The 16,504-nt window shown below is 63.2% G+C and carries 18 protein-coding genes; 3 read left to right on the top strand and 15 right to left on the bottom strand.

What is annotated here, in order from left to right; genetic code table 11:
- Nucleotides 1-59: 59 nt before the first annotated feature.
- From purL to aroQ, 10 genes are all read right to left on the bottom strand, one after another.
- Entirely contained in the window at nt 60-2,285 is a 2,226-nt protein-coding gene (gene purL, locus FHR23_RS03490) for a phosphoribosylformylglycinamidine synthase subunit PurL (protein ID WP_184001514.1), read from the bottom strand.
- Nucleotides 2,286-2,295: 10 nt separating this feature from the next.
- Nucleotides 2,296-3,774: a phospholipase D-like domain-containing protein gene (locus FHR23_RS03485; RefSeq protein ID WP_184001513.1), complete on the bottom strand. Its 1,479-nt coding sequence runs from the start codon at nt 3,772-3,774 to the stop codon at nt 2,296-2,298.
- A gap of 8 nt (nt 3,775-3,782) precedes the next feature.
- Entirely contained in the window at nt 3,783-4,127 is a 345-nt protein-coding gene (gene arsC / locus FHR23_RS03480; protein ID WP_184001512.1) for an arsenate reductase (glutaredoxin), read from the bottom strand.
- The gene (locus FHR23_RS03475) at nt 4,124-4,489 is read right to left on the bottom strand and encodes a hypothetical protein (RefSeq protein WP_184001511.1); all 366 of its coding nucleotides are present in this window, start codon (nt 4,487-4,489) and stop codon (nt 4,124-4,126) included. Before FHR23_RS03475 ends, arsC begins: the two co-directional genes overlap by 4 nt.
- 88 nt (nt 4,490-4,577) lie before the next feature.
- The gene (locus FHR23_RS03470) at nt 4,578-5,813 is read right to left on the bottom strand and encodes an MFS transporter (RefSeq protein ID WP_184001510.1); all 1,236 of its coding nucleotides are present in this window, start codon (nt 5,811-5,813) and stop codon (nt 4,578-4,580) included.
- A 170-nt stretch (nt 5,814-5,983) separates the two neighbouring features.
- Nucleotides 5,984-6,283, bottom strand: a complete 300-nt coding sequence (locus tag FHR23_RS03465) for a TM2 domain-containing protein (protein WP_184001509.1) — start codon at nt 6,281-6,283, stop codon at nt 5,984-5,986.
- 108 nt (nt 6,284-6,391) lie between these two features.
- On the bottom strand, nt 6,392-6,916 hold the full coding sequence (locus tag FHR23_RS03460) for a hypothetical protein (protein ID WP_184001508.1): 525 nt from the start codon (nt 6,914-6,916) through the stop codon (nt 6,392-6,394).
- A gap of 4 nt (nt 6,917-6,920) precedes the next feature.
- The gene (gene accC / locus FHR23_RS03455) at nt 6,921-8,270 is read right to left on the bottom strand and encodes an acetyl-CoA carboxylase biotin carboxylase subunit (protein ID WP_343042967.1); all 1,350 of its coding nucleotides are present in this window, start codon (nt 8,268-8,270) and stop codon (nt 6,921-6,923) included.
- A 4-nt stretch (nt 8,271-8,274) separates the two neighbouring features.
- Nucleotides 8,275-8,766, bottom strand: a complete 492-nt coding sequence (gene accB, locus FHR23_RS03450; RefSeq protein WP_184001506.1) for an acetyl-CoA carboxylase biotin carboxyl carrier protein — start codon at nt 8,764-8,766, stop codon at nt 8,275-8,277.
- A 34-nt stretch (nt 8,767-8,800) separates the two neighbouring features.
- Nucleotides 8,801-9,235 carry a type II 3-dehydroquinate dehydratase gene (gene aroQ / locus FHR23_RS03445; protein WP_184001505.1) on the bottom strand — a complete coding sequence of 145 codons (435 nt, stop codon included), beginning with the start codon at nt 9,233-9,235 and terminating at the stop codon, nt 8,801-8,803.
- 140 nt (nt 9,236-9,375) lie between these two features.
- Here aroQ and thiS point away from each other — a divergent pair, with 140 nt between their 5' ends.
- The 3 genes from thiS (at nt 9,376) to FHR23_RS03430 (ending at nt 11,476) form a co-directional block, all read left to right on the top strand.
- Entirely contained in the window at nt 9,376-10,380 is a 1,005-nt protein-coding gene (gene thiS / locus FHR23_RS03440; protein ID WP_184001504.1) for a sulfur carrier protein ThiS, read from the top strand.
- 147 nt (nt 10,381-10,527) lie between these two features.
- On the top strand, nt 10,528-10,698 hold the full coding sequence (locus FHR23_RS03435; protein WP_184001503.1) for a CsbD family protein: 171 nt from the start codon (nt 10,528-10,530) through the stop codon (nt 10,696-10,698).
- Nucleotides 10,699-10,825: 127 nt separating this feature from the next.
- Nucleotides 10,826-11,476 (top strand): hypothetical protein, encoded by a 651-nt coding sequence (locus tag FHR23_RS03430; protein WP_184001502.1) that lies wholly within the window; start codon nt 10,826-10,828, stop codon nt 11,474-11,476.
- Here the strand turns inward: FHR23_RS03430 and FHR23_RS03425 are convergent.
- The 5 genes from FHR23_RS03425 to FHR23_RS03405 all read right to left on the bottom strand — a co-directional run bounded on the left by FHR23_RS03425 (nt 11,450) and on the right by FHR23_RS03405 (nt 16,486).
- Complete coding sequence (locus FHR23_RS03425) at nt 11,450-13,144, bottom strand: thiamine pyrophosphate-binding protein (protein WP_184001501.1); 1,695 nt, start codon at nt 13,142-13,144, stop codon at nt 11,450-11,452. The two genes, FHR23_RS03430 and FHR23_RS03425, sit on opposite strands and share 27 nt — an antisense overlap.
- 43 nt (nt 13,145-13,187) lie before the next feature.
- On the bottom strand, nt 13,188-13,385 hold the full coding sequence (locus tag FHR23_RS03420) for a hypothetical protein (protein ID WP_184001500.1): 198 nt from the start codon (nt 13,383-13,385) through the stop codon (nt 13,188-13,190).
- 38 nt (nt 13,386-13,423) lie between these two features.
- The gene (gene tgt, locus FHR23_RS03415; RefSeq protein WP_184001499.1) at nt 13,424-14,563 is read right to left on the bottom strand and encodes a tRNA guanosine(34) transglycosylase Tgt; all 1,140 of its coding nucleotides are present in this window, start codon (nt 14,561-14,563) and stop codon (nt 13,424-13,426) included.
- 57 nt (nt 14,564-14,620) lie between these two features.
- Nucleotides 14,621-14,845 carry a hypothetical protein gene (locus FHR23_RS03410; protein ID WP_184001498.1) on the bottom strand — a complete coding sequence of 75 codons (225 nt, stop codon included), beginning with the start codon at nt 14,843-14,845 and terminating at the stop codon, nt 14,621-14,623.
- A 72-nt stretch (nt 14,846-14,917) separates the two neighbouring features.
- Nucleotides 14,918-16,486 (bottom strand): alpha/beta hydrolase, encoded by a 1,569-nt coding sequence (locus tag FHR23_RS03405; protein WP_184001497.1) that lies wholly within the window; start codon nt 16,484-16,486, stop codon nt 14,918-14,920.
- Between the last annotated feature and the right edge of the window lie 18 nt (nt 16,487-16,504).

The raw sequence follows: 16,504 nt of genomic DNA, 5'->3' as shown, positions 1-16,504 counted from the left end.
TGTGACACGATGTTGACCAGCGCGGTTTGAGCCGGGTCAAACCGACGCGATTCGTCCGGTCAGGCGAGGACGCCGTCGCTGCCGCCCATCAGCTCTGCGAAAAAGCCTTCATGCACGCTGCGTAGTTCGTCGAGCGGGATCACCGCGTCGCTGTCTTCCAGTTCGAACACGATGCGGTCGCGGATCGTCCGGCCCAGCAGGTCGACCACGACATCCGCCGCATCCGCCGCCGCCATGAAGCCCGGCAGCGCGTCGTCGCGCAGGGTGACGACATACAGCCCCTGATCCTCGCCGAAATAGGAACCGGCGACGCCGAAGGGCTGCGGCTCGTTAAGCAGCGCGCCGATACCCGATGCCAGCGCCATTTCGGCAACCGCGACCGCGATGCCGCCATCCGCCACGTCATGGCAGGCAGTGACGCAGCCGTTTTCGATTGCCTTGCGAACGAAATCGCCCGCCTTGCGTTCGGCGCGCAGATCGACGGGCGGCGGCGGTCCTTCCTCGCGCCCATGCACTTCGCGCAGCCACAGCGACTGGCCGAGATGGCCGACCCGGTCGCCGATCACCAGTATCGCGTCGCCCGTCTGCTTGAAGCCGATGGTGCAGCTCTTGCGCCAGTCCTGCATCAGCCCGATCGCGCCGATTGCCGGGGTCGGCAGGATCGCCGAACCGCTGCCGTCGTCATTCTTCGTTTCGTTATACAGGCTGACATTGCCTGACACGATCGGCATGTCGAGCGCTTCGCAGGCCTCCGCCATCCCTTCGATACAGCCGACGAACTGGCCCATGATTTCCGGGCGTTGCGGGTTGCCGAAATTCATGCAGTCGGTGGTGGCCAGCGGCTTAGCACCGACCGCGGAGAGGTTGCGGAACGCCTCGGCAATCGCCTGCTTGCCGCCCTCATGCGGATCGGCATGGCAATAGCGCGGGGTACAGTCGGTGGTGATCGCCAGCGCCTTGTCGGTGCCGTGGACGCGCACCACCGCCGCATCGCCGCCGGGGCGCTGCACCGTGTCGGCGCCGACCATGTGGTCATACTGCTCCCAGATCCAGCGGCGGCTGGCCAGGTCGGGCGATCCCATCAGCTTCAGCAGGTCGGCCCCGATGTCGCTCGATTCGGGAATGTCGCCGGGCATTTCGGGCGGGGTGGTGCGGGTGAACGGCCGGTCATAGCTGGGCGCTTCGTCCGCCAGCGGGCCGAGCGGAATATCGCACACCGTATCGCCCTGCCATTTCAGGACCATCCGCCCGGTATCGGTGACACGGCCGATAACGGCGAAATCCAGTTCCCATTTGCGGAAAATCGCCTCTGCCTCCGCCTCCCGGCCGGGCTTCAGCACCATCAGCATGCGCTCCTGCGATTCGGAGAGCATCATTTCATAGGGCGTCATGCCCTCTTCGCGCTGGGGAACGTCATCCATGACGAGTTCGATGCCGACACCGCCCTTCGACGCCATCTCGACCGAAGAGGAGGTGAGACCGGCGGCACCCATATCCTGAATCGCAACGATCGCGTCGGACGCCATCAATTCCAGACACGCCTCGATCAGCAGTTTTTCGGTGAACGGGTCGCCGACCTGAACGGTGGGACGTTTTTCTTCCGAATCCTCGTCGAAATCGGCGCTGGCCATGGTCGCGCCGTGAATGCCGTCGCGGCCCGTCTTGGAACCGACATAGACGATCGGATTGCCGATGCCCGACGCGGCGGAATAGAATATCTTCGCGGTTTCCGCCACGCCGACGGTCATCGCATTGACCAGGATATTGCCGTCATAGGCGGCGTGGAAATTGGTCTCGCCGCCCACGGTCGGCACGCCGACGCAATTGCCGTACCCGCCGATGCCGTGCACCACGCCGGAAATCAGGTGGCGCATCTTCGGATGGTCGGGCCGTCCGAAGCGCAGTGCGTTCATGTTCGCGACCGGGCGCGCGCCCATGGTGAACACGTCGCGCAGGATGCCGCCGACGCCCGTCGCCGCGCCCTGATAGGGTTCGATGTAGGACGGGTGGTTGTGCGACTCCATCTTGAAGATCGCGGCCTGTCCGTCGCCGATATCGACCACGCCCGCATTCTCGCCGGGGCCGCAAATCACCTGCGGGCCGGTGGTCGGCAGCTTCTTCAGGTGGATACGGCTGGATTTATAGGAACAATGTTCCGACCACATGACCGAAAAGATGCCGAGTTCGGTCAGATTGGGTTCGCGCCCCATGCTGGCGAGGACGCGCTCATATTCCTCGGGGCTCAGGCCGTGTTCGGCGACGATCTGCGGGGTGATCTCACTCATGGCACGGCCTTTAGCGGCGTGTCTTGCGCGATGCTAGGCGCAACCGAACACGAAGGCGATGCAGCAGGCCGGGATTGTGCATCGGTTCGAACATGTCCTGCGGATTTTCGGGGTCCAGCACCTCGTTGTCGGCCAGCCATTGCTCCGCTTCGTTCAGCTCCGGAAAGCGATAGGGGCGCATCCGCCGTCCCGTAGAGCGCAGCGATTCGATGGTGCGGATCAGCGAACCGGTCGCCGCGAATCGCTCGGCTACCAGTGCGGCTTCACACCCCAGATGCTCGGCGATCAGATCATGGGCGATGGCTTCGATTCGGTTGGCGCAAGGGCCGTTGCCGGGATGCTCGGCGTCGATCGTTACATCGCATTCGGTATCGAGGCGCATCGAACGGTTGTTGAAATTCGACGATCCCACGCGCAGTACCCTGCCGTCGATAATGGTGACTTTCGCATGAATATAAATCGGCGTGCCGCCCGCGGTTTCGGCGTGATAGACGCGCAGGCGGTTATGCGTGTCGAGCTTTTGCAATGTCTTCAACAATTGCGCGCGCGCTGAATCCATCGCTTCCTGTTCCAGCCAGCCATCGGCGACCACAGGATTGAGGATGACGATTTCCGGGCCGTTTTCTTCCTGCAATCGCCGGGCAATCGCTTCGGCAATGCGGCGCGAGGCGAAATACTGGCTTTCGGCATAGATCCAGCGTTCGGCACGTTCGATCGCGTCGAGATAGAGCTGCTCGATCTCATGCACCGGCGGCTGGTCGGTCATTGCCGGATAGGTGCGTGAAATCGCAATCGAGCAATCGGTAAACTGCCGGTCGAGGCCGTCGGGCCAGCACGCTGCGGTTTCCGGCGGGGCAGCGATGTGCCGACCCCCGGCACGGTGCCACCGGTCGCGACACAATTCGCCCAGGGCGGCGGCGACCGGCCCGCTCAGCGCGGTGGTGGCATCGTGCCAGGGGGCATAAGGCGCACCGTTCGGCTCCGTCCGGCGCGGATCGTCATCCAGATGCCCGCGCGTGTCCCAGCGGTCGACGGTCATGTCGATGCCGCCGCAAAAAGCGATGCAGTCGTCGATAACGACGATCTTTTGATGATGCGATGCACCCGCCGGGTGAAAACGGTCGAGCTTCAGGTGAATGCGCCGGTGCCGCCACCAGCGCAGCAGCGTGACAAGATTGCGGCCCCGAAACAGCGCTTTCAGCGCCCCCATATCCCAGCGCAGCAGATAGATCTGTAATTCCGGCGTGCGGCGCACCAGCCAGTCGATATAGTTGCCTATGTGTGTCGGGGCGTCATCCGTATCGTCATCGACCAGCTTTATCCGCGCGTCGAAGTCCCAGCCGATCAGCAGAATCTGATGCTTTGCCGTTCGCATCGCCGCGCGCGCGAGGCGAAAATAGTCTTCCGCATCGACGATGACGCTGGCGGCATCGGCGCGTTCGATCCGCCAGCAATTCCGGCCGGGCGTGAGCAATGACGAGTCGGACACGCCGCGCGCTACAGGATTTCGCGTATTTTTTCGGGCGGACGGCCCAGCCGCACGCCCTTTTCGGTTTCGACCAGCGGCCGTTCGATCAGGATCGGATGCTCGGCCATCGCGTCGAGTATTTTGGCATCGTCGGCGTCCTTCAGCCCAAGTTCGACCGCCTGTTTCTCCTTCGAACGCAATCCTTCGCGCGGGGTCATACCGGCGCGCTGATACAGTTTTGCCAGCGTTTCCCGGCTGGGCGGCGTCTTCAGATATTCGATGATCTCGACCGCGATACCGGGCGTATCCTGCACCAGTTTCAGCGTTTCGCGCGATTTCGAACAGCGCGGATTATGCCAGATAGTGGCCTTCATTCGGGTGCATCTCCACAAGTCAGGGTGCCGCGGCTGGCGGCGTTATAATCGTAGTTCGAAGCGCGCAGGCGGTCTGCATCGATTACCCGTACACGCGTATGCGGACCCGCCACGCCGCTTTCGGCAAGCTGATAACAGACATAGTGCGCGAAGTCTTTCGCATCGGCGCTGGCAAAGGCGGGGGTGGCATTCCATTCGTCCAGATGGGCGACATAGACGATGTCGGTAATGCTGGGGTCGCGGCGAAACCGTTGCCTGGCCGCCTGTACCAACATCGCCTGGTCATAGGGGTTTGGTTGCGTGTTTTGTGGCGCGGTCCAGTAGCGATAGCCGAAATATCCCGCGATCAGCACGACCGCCACGATCAGTACCCATGCCCATCGCGGCAGGTGCGGCCACCATCGATTGCGGCGTCGCAGATGAGAAGCGCGAGGGCGGGCAACCGGGGGCCTATGTCCGGATCGCACGCGCCTGCTCTGTGAAATCGACATCGGTGCGTTCGGGGCCAATCCCTGTCCATATCGCGATGAGGATCGCCATCACGCCAGCGACGATCGCCAGCGCCACGCCGTAATTGCCGCCGAAGGATTTGGCGATATCGGCCTGCATCGGCGCATTGATCGACGCGATCAGATTACCCGCCTGATAGGCAAAGCCGGGAAACATGCCGCGGATCAGGCCGGGGGACAGTTCATTGAGGTGTACCGGCACGATACCCCATGCCCCCTGCACCGCGATCTGCACCAGAAACGCGCCCAGCCCCAGCAGCAGCGGGGTCGCGGAAAAAGCCCAGAGCGGAATGAAGGGTAGCGCCAGTAGCGCCGCAACGATAATCGCGCGCTTGCGTCCGATGGTTTCCGACCAGATGCCGAAACTGATGCCGCCGATAATTGCGCCGACATTCATGATAATCGCCAGCGTACCCGTCATATGTGTGCTGAAATGGTGCTGTGTCTGCAGGAATGTGGGATAGAGATCCTGCGTGCCGTGGCTGAAGAAATTGAACGCGGTCATCAGCACGATCATGTAAAGCGCGGTTTTCCAGTGGCGGAACAGTTCGCGCACCGGGTTGACCTTTGGCCCGTCCTTGCGGGCCTCGAACGCCGGGCTTTCCTCGACATGCATGCGGATCAGGATGACCAGAATGGCGGGCAGGATGCCGACCATGAACATGCCGCGCCAGCCGATCGTGTCGAACAGCAGGTAAAAGACCAGACTGGCGAAAAGATAGCCCGACGGATAGCCGCTTTGCAGCAGCCCGGACACCGGCCCGCGCAGTTTCTTCGGAATCGATTCCATCACCAGACTGGCGCCGATGCCCCATTCGCCGCCCATCGCGAAACCGAACAGGATGCGCAGGATCAGCAGCACGGTAAAATCGGGGGCGAAGGCGGACGCCAGTTCGAACAGCGAGAACAGCGTGATGTCCAGCATCAGGATCGGCCGCCTGCCGAACCGGTCGGCCAGATAGCCGAAGAACAGGGCGCCGAAGGGACGCGCCGCCAGCGTCGCGGCCACCGCGAACGAAACTTTTTCCACGCTGTCGCCGAATTCGCTGGCGATGGCGTGGAGCATGAACACCATCAGAAAGAAGTCGAAGGCATCCAGCGTCCAGCCCAGATAGCTCGCCCAGATCGCGCTTTTCTGTGATTTGTCGAGCGCCCTGATATCCGCGATCAATGCCATGGGCGCTCCTTTTTCCGCGTGTTCCGGGCAGGAAGCAGGAACGCGCAGCGCCTGCTCACCGGGTATTTTCCACTATGTCGATAGCGAGGCGACATGGCGGGTGCAACGCGGTTCCGGCGACAAGGTTGCGTGGCGGCGCTGTCGCGAGCGCCGCCGGCCCCGTGCAAAATTCAGGCGAAAGCGAGTTGCTGACCGCCTTCCATTTCGGTCGTCAGCCGCTGTCGCATCACATCGCGTTTCTGGCGAACCATGTCGGGGATCAGCAACAGATCGAGTAGCAGCCAGAAAAAGCCGATCAGAACGAAATAGGATAGAATTTGCAGGATCGCTGAAGCGGGACGCCCCAAATAGAAGCGGTGCGCACTGAGGAGTCCCAGAAAGAACCAGAGTAGATAGGCAACCGGCGTGCTTGGCCCGTCATTGGTGACGCGTTGTTCGATCAGCGTCAGCTCGGAAGTGTTGAGTGGCATGAACTCTCCCCTTTATTTTTATCCGGCGATCATAACTCAATTCCGGACAAATAAAAGGAAGTTGTTGAACGCTGCTGATCTTGGCTTTGCGAAGACGGGATCCAGTTCCTAAGAGGCTTTCCAAAAGTCCATTTTGGGCTTTCCTGTACGCCATTCGGCCAGCGAAACCCGGTATTCGTGCGAAGCCTTTAATCGCTTCATATAACGGATTTTCCGGCGACTGGCGAAGGGCAGGCTGACCTCGCTCAGCGTGCCGCGCGCCCCGCAATAGGCGGAACAGCTTTGCTCGCCGTCGTCGATGCGCAAACGCTTGCCGTCGCGCCGGATGGTGAGGCGGCACGACCGGTTCGATCCCCAATGTGCCGGATCGCGATAGACGAGCCGGTCGCCGGTTGCCTGCGCAACGCCGTAAATGCCGCAGACATGGCCATTGGCGTAATCGAGATGAATGCGGAAATAGGCGGCATCGGCGGCGACGGGCACGATTTCGACGATATCCTCGCCACGGTAATAGGGACCGCCGACCAGCTTGTCGGAAAATTGCCGGTAATAGCGCCCGGCAAGCGCCTGTGCCGGCGATGCGGCGGGAGCAACTGCTCCCAGCGCGATCACCGGCAACAGGGCACGTATCATGGGGTCAGTCCTGGCTTGCCAGCCATTCCTCCAGCCATTTGATCGTATAGTTGCCCGACAGGAAATCGGGCTGGTCGAGCAATGCCTGATGCAGCGGAACGGTGGTCTTCACGCCTTCCACGACAAATTCGTCGAGCGCGCGGCGCAGCCGCATGATGCAGCCTTCGCGCGTGCGCCCGAACACGATCAGCTTGGCGATCATCGAATCATAATAAGGCGGGATGCGATACCCGGCATAGATGCCGCTGTCGACGCGGACATGCATACCGCCCGGCGCGTGATAATAGGTGATCTGGCCGGGCGACGGCGCGAAAGTTTTCGGGTCTTCGGCGTTGATGCGGCATTCGATGGCATGGCCGCGAAATTCGATCTCGTCCTGCGCGACCGACAGCGGCATTCCTTCCGCGACGCGAATCTGTTCGCGCACCAGATCGACGCCGGTAATCATCTCCGTCACCGGATGCTCGACCTGAAGCCGGGTGTTCATTTCGATGAAGTAGAACTTCCCGTCTTCCCACAGAAATTCGATCGTGCCCGCGCCGCGATAGCCCATATCGGCCATCGCTTTGGCGACCACGCCACCCATGCGTGCGCGTTCCTGCGGCGTAATGACGGGGGAGGTGGCTTCCTCCAGCACCTTCTGGTGACGGCGTTGCAGCGAACAATCGCGTTCGCCCAGATGGATGGCGTTACCGTTTCCGTCGCCGAACACCTGAAACTCGATATGGCGCGGATTGCCGAGATACTTCTCCATATAGACGGTGGCGTCGCCGAACGCCGCCTTCGCCTCGGAGCCTGCCTGCTGCATCGCGCTTTCGAGCTGATCCTCGCTCGGCACCACCTTCATGCCGCGCCCGCCGCCGCCCGATGCCGCCTTGATCAGCACCGGATAGCCGACATCGGCTGCCAGCTTCTTCGCTTCTTCCAGGTCGCTGATCGCGCCGTCGGAACCGGGCACCAGCGGCAGGCCGAGCGCACCGGCAGTGCGCTTCGCCTCCACCTTGTCGCCCATGATGCGGATATGCTCCGGCTTGGGGCCGACGAAGATGATGCCGTGGCTTTCGACGATTTCCGCGAACTTGGCGTTTTCCGACAGGAAACCATAGCCGGGGTGGATCGCGTCCGCGCCGGAGATTTCGGCCGCCGAAATGATGTTCGGGATGTTGAGATAGCTCTGGCCCGCGGCTGGCGGACCGATGCAGATGGCTTCATCGGCCAGCCGCACATGCATGGCGTCGGCATCGGCGGTGGAATGGACCGCCACGGTGCGGATACCCATTTCCTTGCACGCGCGGTGGATGCGCAGGGCAATCTCCCCGCGATTGGCGATCAGCAGCTTCTCGATTTTGGCCACGGGCTTACTCGACGACGACGAGCGGCTGGTCGAACTCGACCGGCTGGCCGTCCTCGACCAGAACCGCCTTGACCGTGCCTGCATTGGGCGCGGTGATCGGGTTCATCACTTTCATCGCCTCGACGATCAGCAGCGTGTCGCCGGCCGCGACCTGCTTGCCGATTTCGGCATAGGCTTTGGCACCCGGTTCGGGCGACAGATAGGCGGTGCCGACCATCGGCGATTTGACCGCATTGGCATGGTCGGGCGCGGCAGGCGCGGGGGCCTCCGCAGCCGGAGCGGCCGCAGGCGCGGCGGCAGCCGGTGCGGCGGTCATCGGCGGCGCTGCATAGGATGCGGCGGGCGCTGCGGTCACGGTGCGCGCGACGCGGACCTTGCGATCGCCGTCCTCGACCTCGATCTCGGTCAGATGCGTGTCATCCAGTACGGTGGCAAGCTGACGCACCAGATCGATATCGACCTGCATTACGCCGCTGTGTTTTGTGTCTTCGCTCATGCGATCCCTCAAAAGAATCCAAACCGGCCCTGTGTCAGAGACTGGCCGCGGCTTCAAGCGCCAGAAGATAGGAAAGCGCGCCAAAGCCCGCGATGGTTCCGCGTGCGGCACGGCCTACATAGCTGGTGTGGCGGAATTTTTCGCGCGCATGCGGGTTGGAAAGGTGAATCTCGATTACCGGCGTCGTAATCGCCGCGACGGCATCGTGCAGCGCGACCGAGGTGTGCGTATAGCCGCCGGGATTGAGGATCACCGCCTTTGCATTCGTCGACTGCGCCTCGTGCAGCCAGTCGATCAGATGCCCCTCATGATTGGACTGGCGCATGTCGATTTCGCAGTTCAGCGCGCGGGCGCGATCCTCCAGCCGTCCGCCAATATCGTCCAGCGTGTCGGAGCCGTAGATTTCCGGTTCGCGCGTGCCGAGCAGGTTGAGGTTGGGACCGTTGAGGACGTAAATCGTGTCGGCCAAGCCGGTGCCTTTCGGTTGCGGGCGGGCGCCTGCGCGCCTAAATCGCATCCATCCTTACCCCCACCGGCCGCGGGAAGTCGAGACGCCTTTATCCTGAAGGCGGTTGCTGCACCCGCGCCGGGACGCATGGAGAAGCGGATTTGCATAACGACGGAACCATCACCATCCGGGTCAATGGCGAACATCGCCGCGTCACGGCGGGCCTGACCCTCGCCCAGCTTGCGAGTGAGCTGGGGCTGGAGCCGGAAAAGGTGGCGGTCGAACGCAATCTGGAGGTTGTGCCGCGTTCGACGCTCGGCAGTGTGAAGGTGGAGGATGGCGATGAGCTGGAGATCGTCCACTTCGTCGGCGGCGGCGATCATGCTGCCGGGGTGGAGGAGGATCGCTGGACGGTGGCGGGGCACAGCTTTCGCTCGCGCCTGATCGTCGGTACAGGCAAATACAAGGATTTCGAACAGAATGCCGCCGCGCTCGAAGCATCGGGGGCGGAAATCGTCACGGTCGCGGTGCGCCGGGTTAATGTGTCGGACCCGAAGGCGCCGATGCTGACCGACTATATCGACCCGAAAAAGGTCATGTACCTGCCCAACACCGCCGGATGCTTCACCGCAGAGGACGCGATCCGCACGTTGCGGCTGGCGCGAGAGGCGGGTGGCTGGGACCTGGTCAAGCTGGAGGTGCTGGGGGAGGCGCGCACGCTCTATCCCGACATGGTCGAAACGCTGCGCGCGACCGAGGTGCTGGCGAAGGAAGGCTTCAAGCCGATGGTCTATTGCGTCGACGATCCGATTGCGGCGAAGCGGCTGGAGGATGCAGGCGCGGTGGCGATCATGCCGCTGGGCGCGCCGATCGGGTCCGGCCTTGGTATCCAGAACGAAGTGACGATCCGCCTGATCGTCGAGGGCGCGAGCGTGCCTGTGCTGGTCGATGCGGGCGTCGGCAGTGCATCGGATGCGTCGCGCGCGATGGAGCTTGGCTGTGACGGGGTGCTGATGAACACCGCGATTGCCGAAGCAAAGAACCCGATCATGATGGCGCGCGCCATGAAGCTGGCGATTGAAAGCGGACGGCTTTCCTATCTGGCGGGGCGGATGGGCAAGCGGCGCTATGCCGACCCGTCCAGCCCGCTGGCGGGACTGATCTGACGGTTAAATACGACGAACGGTGTAACGATGCGCCGAGGCGTTTTGCAGCGCGGAACAAAGTCGAGCCTCGCCCGTTGATTTTACGTGATATCCGAATGGTTTGCGCTCATGCAACCTGTTCGAGCTGACACGTGAAGGAGACGTATCATGGGTGAACTGACTGACAAGATCAAAGGCAATGTCAACGAAGCTGCCGGCAAGCTGAAGCAGAAGAGCAACGACCCCGAAACCCGCGCGGAAGGTGCGGAGCAGGAAGGGAAAGGCAAGGTGCAGCAGTTCGTCGGCAAGGTAAAGGGCGCGCTGGGCGACGATATCTGACCCCCGCTCTATCACCCTACGACAAAGCAAGGCCGTTCCGGAATGCCGGGGCGGCCCTTTGCTTTGGATTTCCGAAAGGATTGGCGGATAGGCTCTGGCCCGACGCAATGCCGCGCCGGAGTCATGAATGGACATACGCTTTCGCACCCGGACCCTGACGCCGGAACAGCGTGCTGCTCTGGTAAAGGCGGGTGCGCGTGATTCCGTGGCGCGGGCGCTGGAACCGGGCCGCAGCAATCCGCCTGTGGCAAAGGAAGGCAGCAGCCTCACTCAGGCGCTGAGGGCGGGACAGGCCGACGCCGCGACGACGGAAGCGTTGCAACGCGTGCTGACCGGGCTGGTACAGACTAAGGTGGCGTCCTCCCGTACCGATTCGAAAACACCGTCCAAATCGCAGGCGATGGTGGACGCGGCCTTGACCGGGCAATTTGCTAAGACGCCAAAGTCGACCCTCGCCACGGCCGGTCGCACGTCGCTCGCATCCGCTGCGCCGCCGCAAAACCAGTCCGGAGCGGCAAATGCCCAGCAGTTGCCGTATCTTTCGCTGGCCATGCCCCAATCCGCGATTCAGGGCGATCCAGAGGGCAATCTGCTTTCCGGCATTACTGGCGGCTTGCCGGGGCAGGGGCGCTATTCCGGTCCCGACCTGATTCGTCAGCGCGCCGATATTCCCGTGCCGCTGCCACGTCCTGAAGGCTGGAACCGACGCTGGCAGGCTGTGGCCTTTCTGGGCGGGCTGGCGGTCGTCGCGCTATTCCTGTTGTGGATCCTGCACTGAGGTTCCGTTCCGACCGCGATTGCGGATAGCCTCAATCGTCGTCGCGGCGGTAATCACCTCAATATCGGTCTTGCAATGCAACAGGCGCAGGCCCGTCTGCGCCAGCGCGCGGTCGAGCGCAGGCGCAAATGCGTCTGTCCGTTCCACCGTTTCCGCCCAGCCGCCAAAGGCGCGCGCCAATGCGGCGAAATCGGGATTGTGCAACTGCGTGCCCGACAGGCGGGCTGGATATTCGCGCTCCTGATGCATGCGGATGGTGCCGTATCCGCCGTTGTCGATCAGGATGACGAGCAGGTTCGCGCCATGTTGTACGGCGGTGGCCAGTTCCTGCCCGTTCATCAGGAAATCGCCGTCGCCTGCAACCGCAACTACCGTTTTTTCGGGCTTGCGCAGCGCCGCGGCCACGGCGGCAGGAACGCCATAGCCCATCGCACCAGCGGTCGGCGCAAGCTGCGTCCCATAGGCGCCATAGTGCCAGTAGCGGTGCCACCAGCCGGAATAATTGCCCGCGCCGTTGCAGAGGATCGTGTCATCCGCCGACAGCCGCTCGCGCATCGCCGCGACGCACGGGCCAAGGTCCAGTGTCACGCCCTCACGCGCGCGCGGAGTCGACCATTCGCGCCACTCGGCATGGGCCTCCGCACCGCCGGGGTGCGGCTGCTCGGGCGCATCCAGCCCGGTGAGCATGGCGGCGAAATCGAACACATCGGCCGGTATCGCCATATCGGCGCGATAGACGCGGTTCAGTTCGTTGGCATCCGGGTGGACATGGATCAGCACCTGCCCCGGATGATCGGGCGTGATCAGCGTATAGCCGTCGGTGGTCGCTTCTCCCAGCCGCGCGCCCAGCGTCAGGATCAGGTCGGCGGCTTTGATCCTCTCCACCAGCTTCGGATTGGGGCCGTATCCCAGATTGCCCGCCCAGACCGGCAGGGCGTTGGGCACTGCGTCCTGTCGCCGGAACGCACCGGCCACGGGGATGCCCCAGCGACGGGCGAAATCGCCGAACGCAGCGCCGGTGGCAATGTCCCAGCCCGCCCCGCCGATAATCGCGACCGGCCGTTCGGCAGTGCGCAGCATGTCGGCAAGATCGGTAAAGTCGGCCGGGTCGAGCGCGGCGGAATGCGGTTCGAGCTTCGGCCGGTCCGTCGCCTCCGCCACATCGCACAGCATATCCTCGGGCAGTGCGATCACCACCGGGCCGGGGCGGCCGCTGATCGCGACATTCCATGCCCGCGCGACATATTCGGGGATACGCCGCGCGTCATCGATGCGCAGCGCCAGCTTGGCGAGCGGGCCGAACATCGCGGCGAAATCGACCTCCTGAAACCCTTCCCGGTCGCGCATCGAACGATCGACATCGCCGATGAAATACAGCATCGGGATCGAATCCTGCATTGCCACATGCACGCCGATCGAGCCGTTGGTGGCGCCCGGACCGCGGGTGACGAAACACACGCCCGGCCGCCCGGTCAGCGCGCCGTCGGCACATGCCATGAACGCCGCACCGCCTTCCTGACGACAGGTGACGAGATCGATTTCGGGCGTGTCGTGGAGCGCGTCGAGGACGGCCAGAAAGCTCTCGCCGGGAACGTGGAAAATGCGGTCGCACCCTTGCGCGACCAGATTGTCGACCAGAATGCGGCCGCCGCTGCGTTTGCTTGTCATCGCACCGTCTTAGCGGGGGAGCCGCGGCATCGAAAGCCGTGCGTTATTTGCGTCGCGATCGCATCGAATAGAGCGCGGCGCCCGCCAGCGCGGCCGAGCCGATGCCCAGCCCAAGCGTCGAAAACCGCATCTTGTTGCGATGCGCCGGTTCCGGCGTGGTCGCCTCGGCGGCTTCGCGGCAATGGTTGGCGCTGCGCGCGGTCGCGGTAATCTCGTTTTCCGGTGCGGTATCGTCCGCCATAATCGATCTCCCTTCCACCAGCCAACGCCCGGATGGCGTCAGCGATCCTTTCCGCCCGAAGCATAGCGTGCGCGAAAGGCATTTGCGAAGTCGGATAGTTGCGTATTTGCGATGGCTGCGCGCAGGTCCGCCATCAGTTGCTGGTAGAACCAGATATTGTGTTCGGTCATCAGCATCGCACCCAGAATTTCGCCCGCGCGTACCAGATGATGCAGATAGGCGCGGCTCCAGGTCGCACAGACCGGACAGCCGCATTCGGGGTCGAGCGGGCCGGTATCCTCGGCAAAGCGCGCATTGCGGATGTTGATCGGGCCGAGGCGCGTAAACGCCTGTCCGGTGCGTCCCGACCGGGTGGGCAGCACGCAATCGAACATGTCGACGCCGCGTTCGACCGCACCGACGATATCGTCGGGCTTGCCCACCCCCATCAGATAGCGGGGCCGGTGGGCGGGAAGCTGGCCCGGTGCATAGTCGAGCACGCCGAACATCGCTTCCTGTCCTTCGCCCACGGCCAGCCCGCCGATGGCATAGCCGTCGAAGCCGATGTCGGTCAGCGCCTGTGCCGACTGCTGCCGCAATTCCTCGTCCAGCGCACCCTGCTGAATCCCGAACAGCGCGGCATGTTCGGCATGGTCGCTGCCTGAATCGAACCCGTCGCGGCTGCGCTTCGCCCAGCGCATCGAGCGTTCCATCGCTGCCGCCTGCACATCGCGCGTGGTGTCGGTGGGGACCAGTTCGTCGAACGCCATGACGATGTCGGAGCCGAGCAGCCGCTGGATTTCCATCGAGCGTTCGGGGCTCATCATATGATGCGACCCGTCGAGATGGCTTTTGAACGCGACGCCCTCCTCCGTCACCTTCGCCAGTTCGGACAGGCTCATCACCTGATAGCCGCCCGAATCGGTCAGGATCGGCCGGTCCCAGCCCATGAAGGCGTGCAGTCCGCCCAGCCGGGCCACGCGTTCGGCGGTGGGACGCAGCATCAGGTGATAGGTGTTGCCCAGAATGATGTCGGCCCCGGCGGCACGGACATCACCGGGCTTCATCGCCTTGACGGTGGCGGCGGTGCCGACCGGCATGAAGGCGGGCGTGCGGATATCGCCGCGCCGCATGCTGATCGTGCCGGTGCGTGCCTTGCCGTCGGTGGCGTGAATGTCGAACTGAAATCGCGGTGCCATGATCCGGCTGCCCATGCCGCGTTAAGCGTGTGCTGTCCATCGCATAAGGCGCATGGATCAGCCGCCGTCGCCGGGATAGCGCATCACGCATCGACGCTGTTTTTTGCGCTCGCCCACCTCGCAATAGCGCTGTTTACGCGTCCATTCTCCTACTTTGCCCGATTGCGGATCGGTGGAGAAAACACCGTTTTCCGAAGGGGGAGAGGGACGGTTGGTGCGCCCATAGGCCATGCAGCCGGAAAGCAACGGCATCGTCGCCAGGATCAGCAGGATACGTATCATCCCTTCTCCCTTGATGGACCGCACCGGGCGGGTCGAAGGGACGATACGCTTATTTGATGGATATTGCGCCGATTAATTCGGTTTCGCGTTCGGACGGGCCACGGCGTACATTTCGCGCGCGATTTCTTCTTTCAGGCCGCTGCGGTCCTTGCCGATCCGGTAGAGGTCGAAATGCGTGCGGCCGGGGATGAAGCGGAACTGCACCGGATCGCCCAGCTTGTTGAGCACCGCCTGCAACCGATGCGCGGGACCGTCGAGATAGAAGGTATCCGCGGTGCCGACGATCAGGTGGATCTTGCCCTTCAGGTCGGGGCCGATTTTCGGCCAGTCACGCTGCAGCATATGGGCGATGTCATAATGGTCGATCCAGTAGCGCGCGACCTTCGGGTCGATCGCGCCGGTTGCCCGGTTGAAGACGGGGCAGGGGCGGCCATCGGGGCATTTGGGGGAGAACACCCATTCGAAACTGGCGAACTGCCCGCCATAGGCACCCAGTACGCGTTCCAGTTGCGCGAACTGTTTGACCGTCGCGATCACCTTGCCCTTGTCGCGGATCAGCGGCAGCGCCTTGCCCACCGCATCATGATAGAAATTGCCGTTGGCGGCATACAGGTCGACATTGGTGAAATCGTGGAAATCGCTGGGATCGGGCGCGGTCGGCCAGGTGCCGCCGAAGATTTTGGGATAGGAGACCTGCAACCACAATGCCGACCAGCCGCCCGAACTATGCCCGGTCAGAAACCGGCCGGAGGGCCGCGCATCCATGCGATACTGTTTTTCGAGCGCGGGGATCAGTTCGGTGGTCAGCGCCTCGCCCCAGGGGCCGTTATTGGCCGAATCGGCAAATTCATGCGTGCCCGTGGCGATGTGATGATCCAGCACCACCCAGATCATCGGCGGGATTTTCTTCTGTACCATCATCGCGCGCATCGTCGCGGCGTTCAGCCGTGCGGAGCGCAGCGTGCTGGTGAACCCGCCATCGGTATAGACGGTGGGATAGGTGCCTTTGCCCCCGGCATAGCCTGGCGGCAGCGCCACCCAGCCGCGAATGACGGTCGGCCGTCCCCAGAAGCGGGTCATCACCGGGCTTTGAAAATTGATGGGTTTCAGCGCACGCAAACCGTTCTCGATTTCGGTGCGTTCTGCTTTCGGCGCGCGTGCGAGCAGCGTGTCGAGGCTGGTTGCGGGGACGTTATGGTCCAGCGTGATGGTGGGCACCGGGCCGGGCAGTTGCACCTCCACCACCTTCGACAGCAGATCGCCGGGGCCGCGCCCGTTATAGGCATAGCTGTGATTGCGGTCGAGCACCGCCTGCACCCGATAGGTGCCGGGCGGCAGGTCCGAAAAGGGGGTGGGATAGCTGTCGGTCTCCGCACCGATAATGGCGGGACGGCCGGGGTCGAGATCGCGGACTTCGCGCGCCGCCACCGCCGTTTGCGTGGGGTTGAAGGCGGAGGTGTCGACGCTGTCCGCCGGTTTTTCTCCCGGCGTGACCTTCTTGGCAAAGACCAGCAACCGCCCCGACAGGGCATGGCCCAGATCGGGTGCGACCGTCACCGGAATGCTGACGGGTGTCGGCGCCGGTTCCGGTGCTGCACCGATCAGCAGCAGCGCGGCGGCACCTGCAAGAATGCGTTTCATGGTTGAGGCCCCCTGTTG

The organism is Stakelama sediminis, from assembly GCF_014199335.1.
In the GTDB taxonomy this organism is placed as follows: domain Bacteria; phylum Pseudomonadota; class Alphaproteobacteria; order Sphingomonadales; family Sphingomonadaceae; genus Sphingomonas; species Sphingomonas sediminis.
Note: the sequence above shows the minus strand (reverse complement) of the source record. Positions and strands in the feature narration are given on the sequence as shown.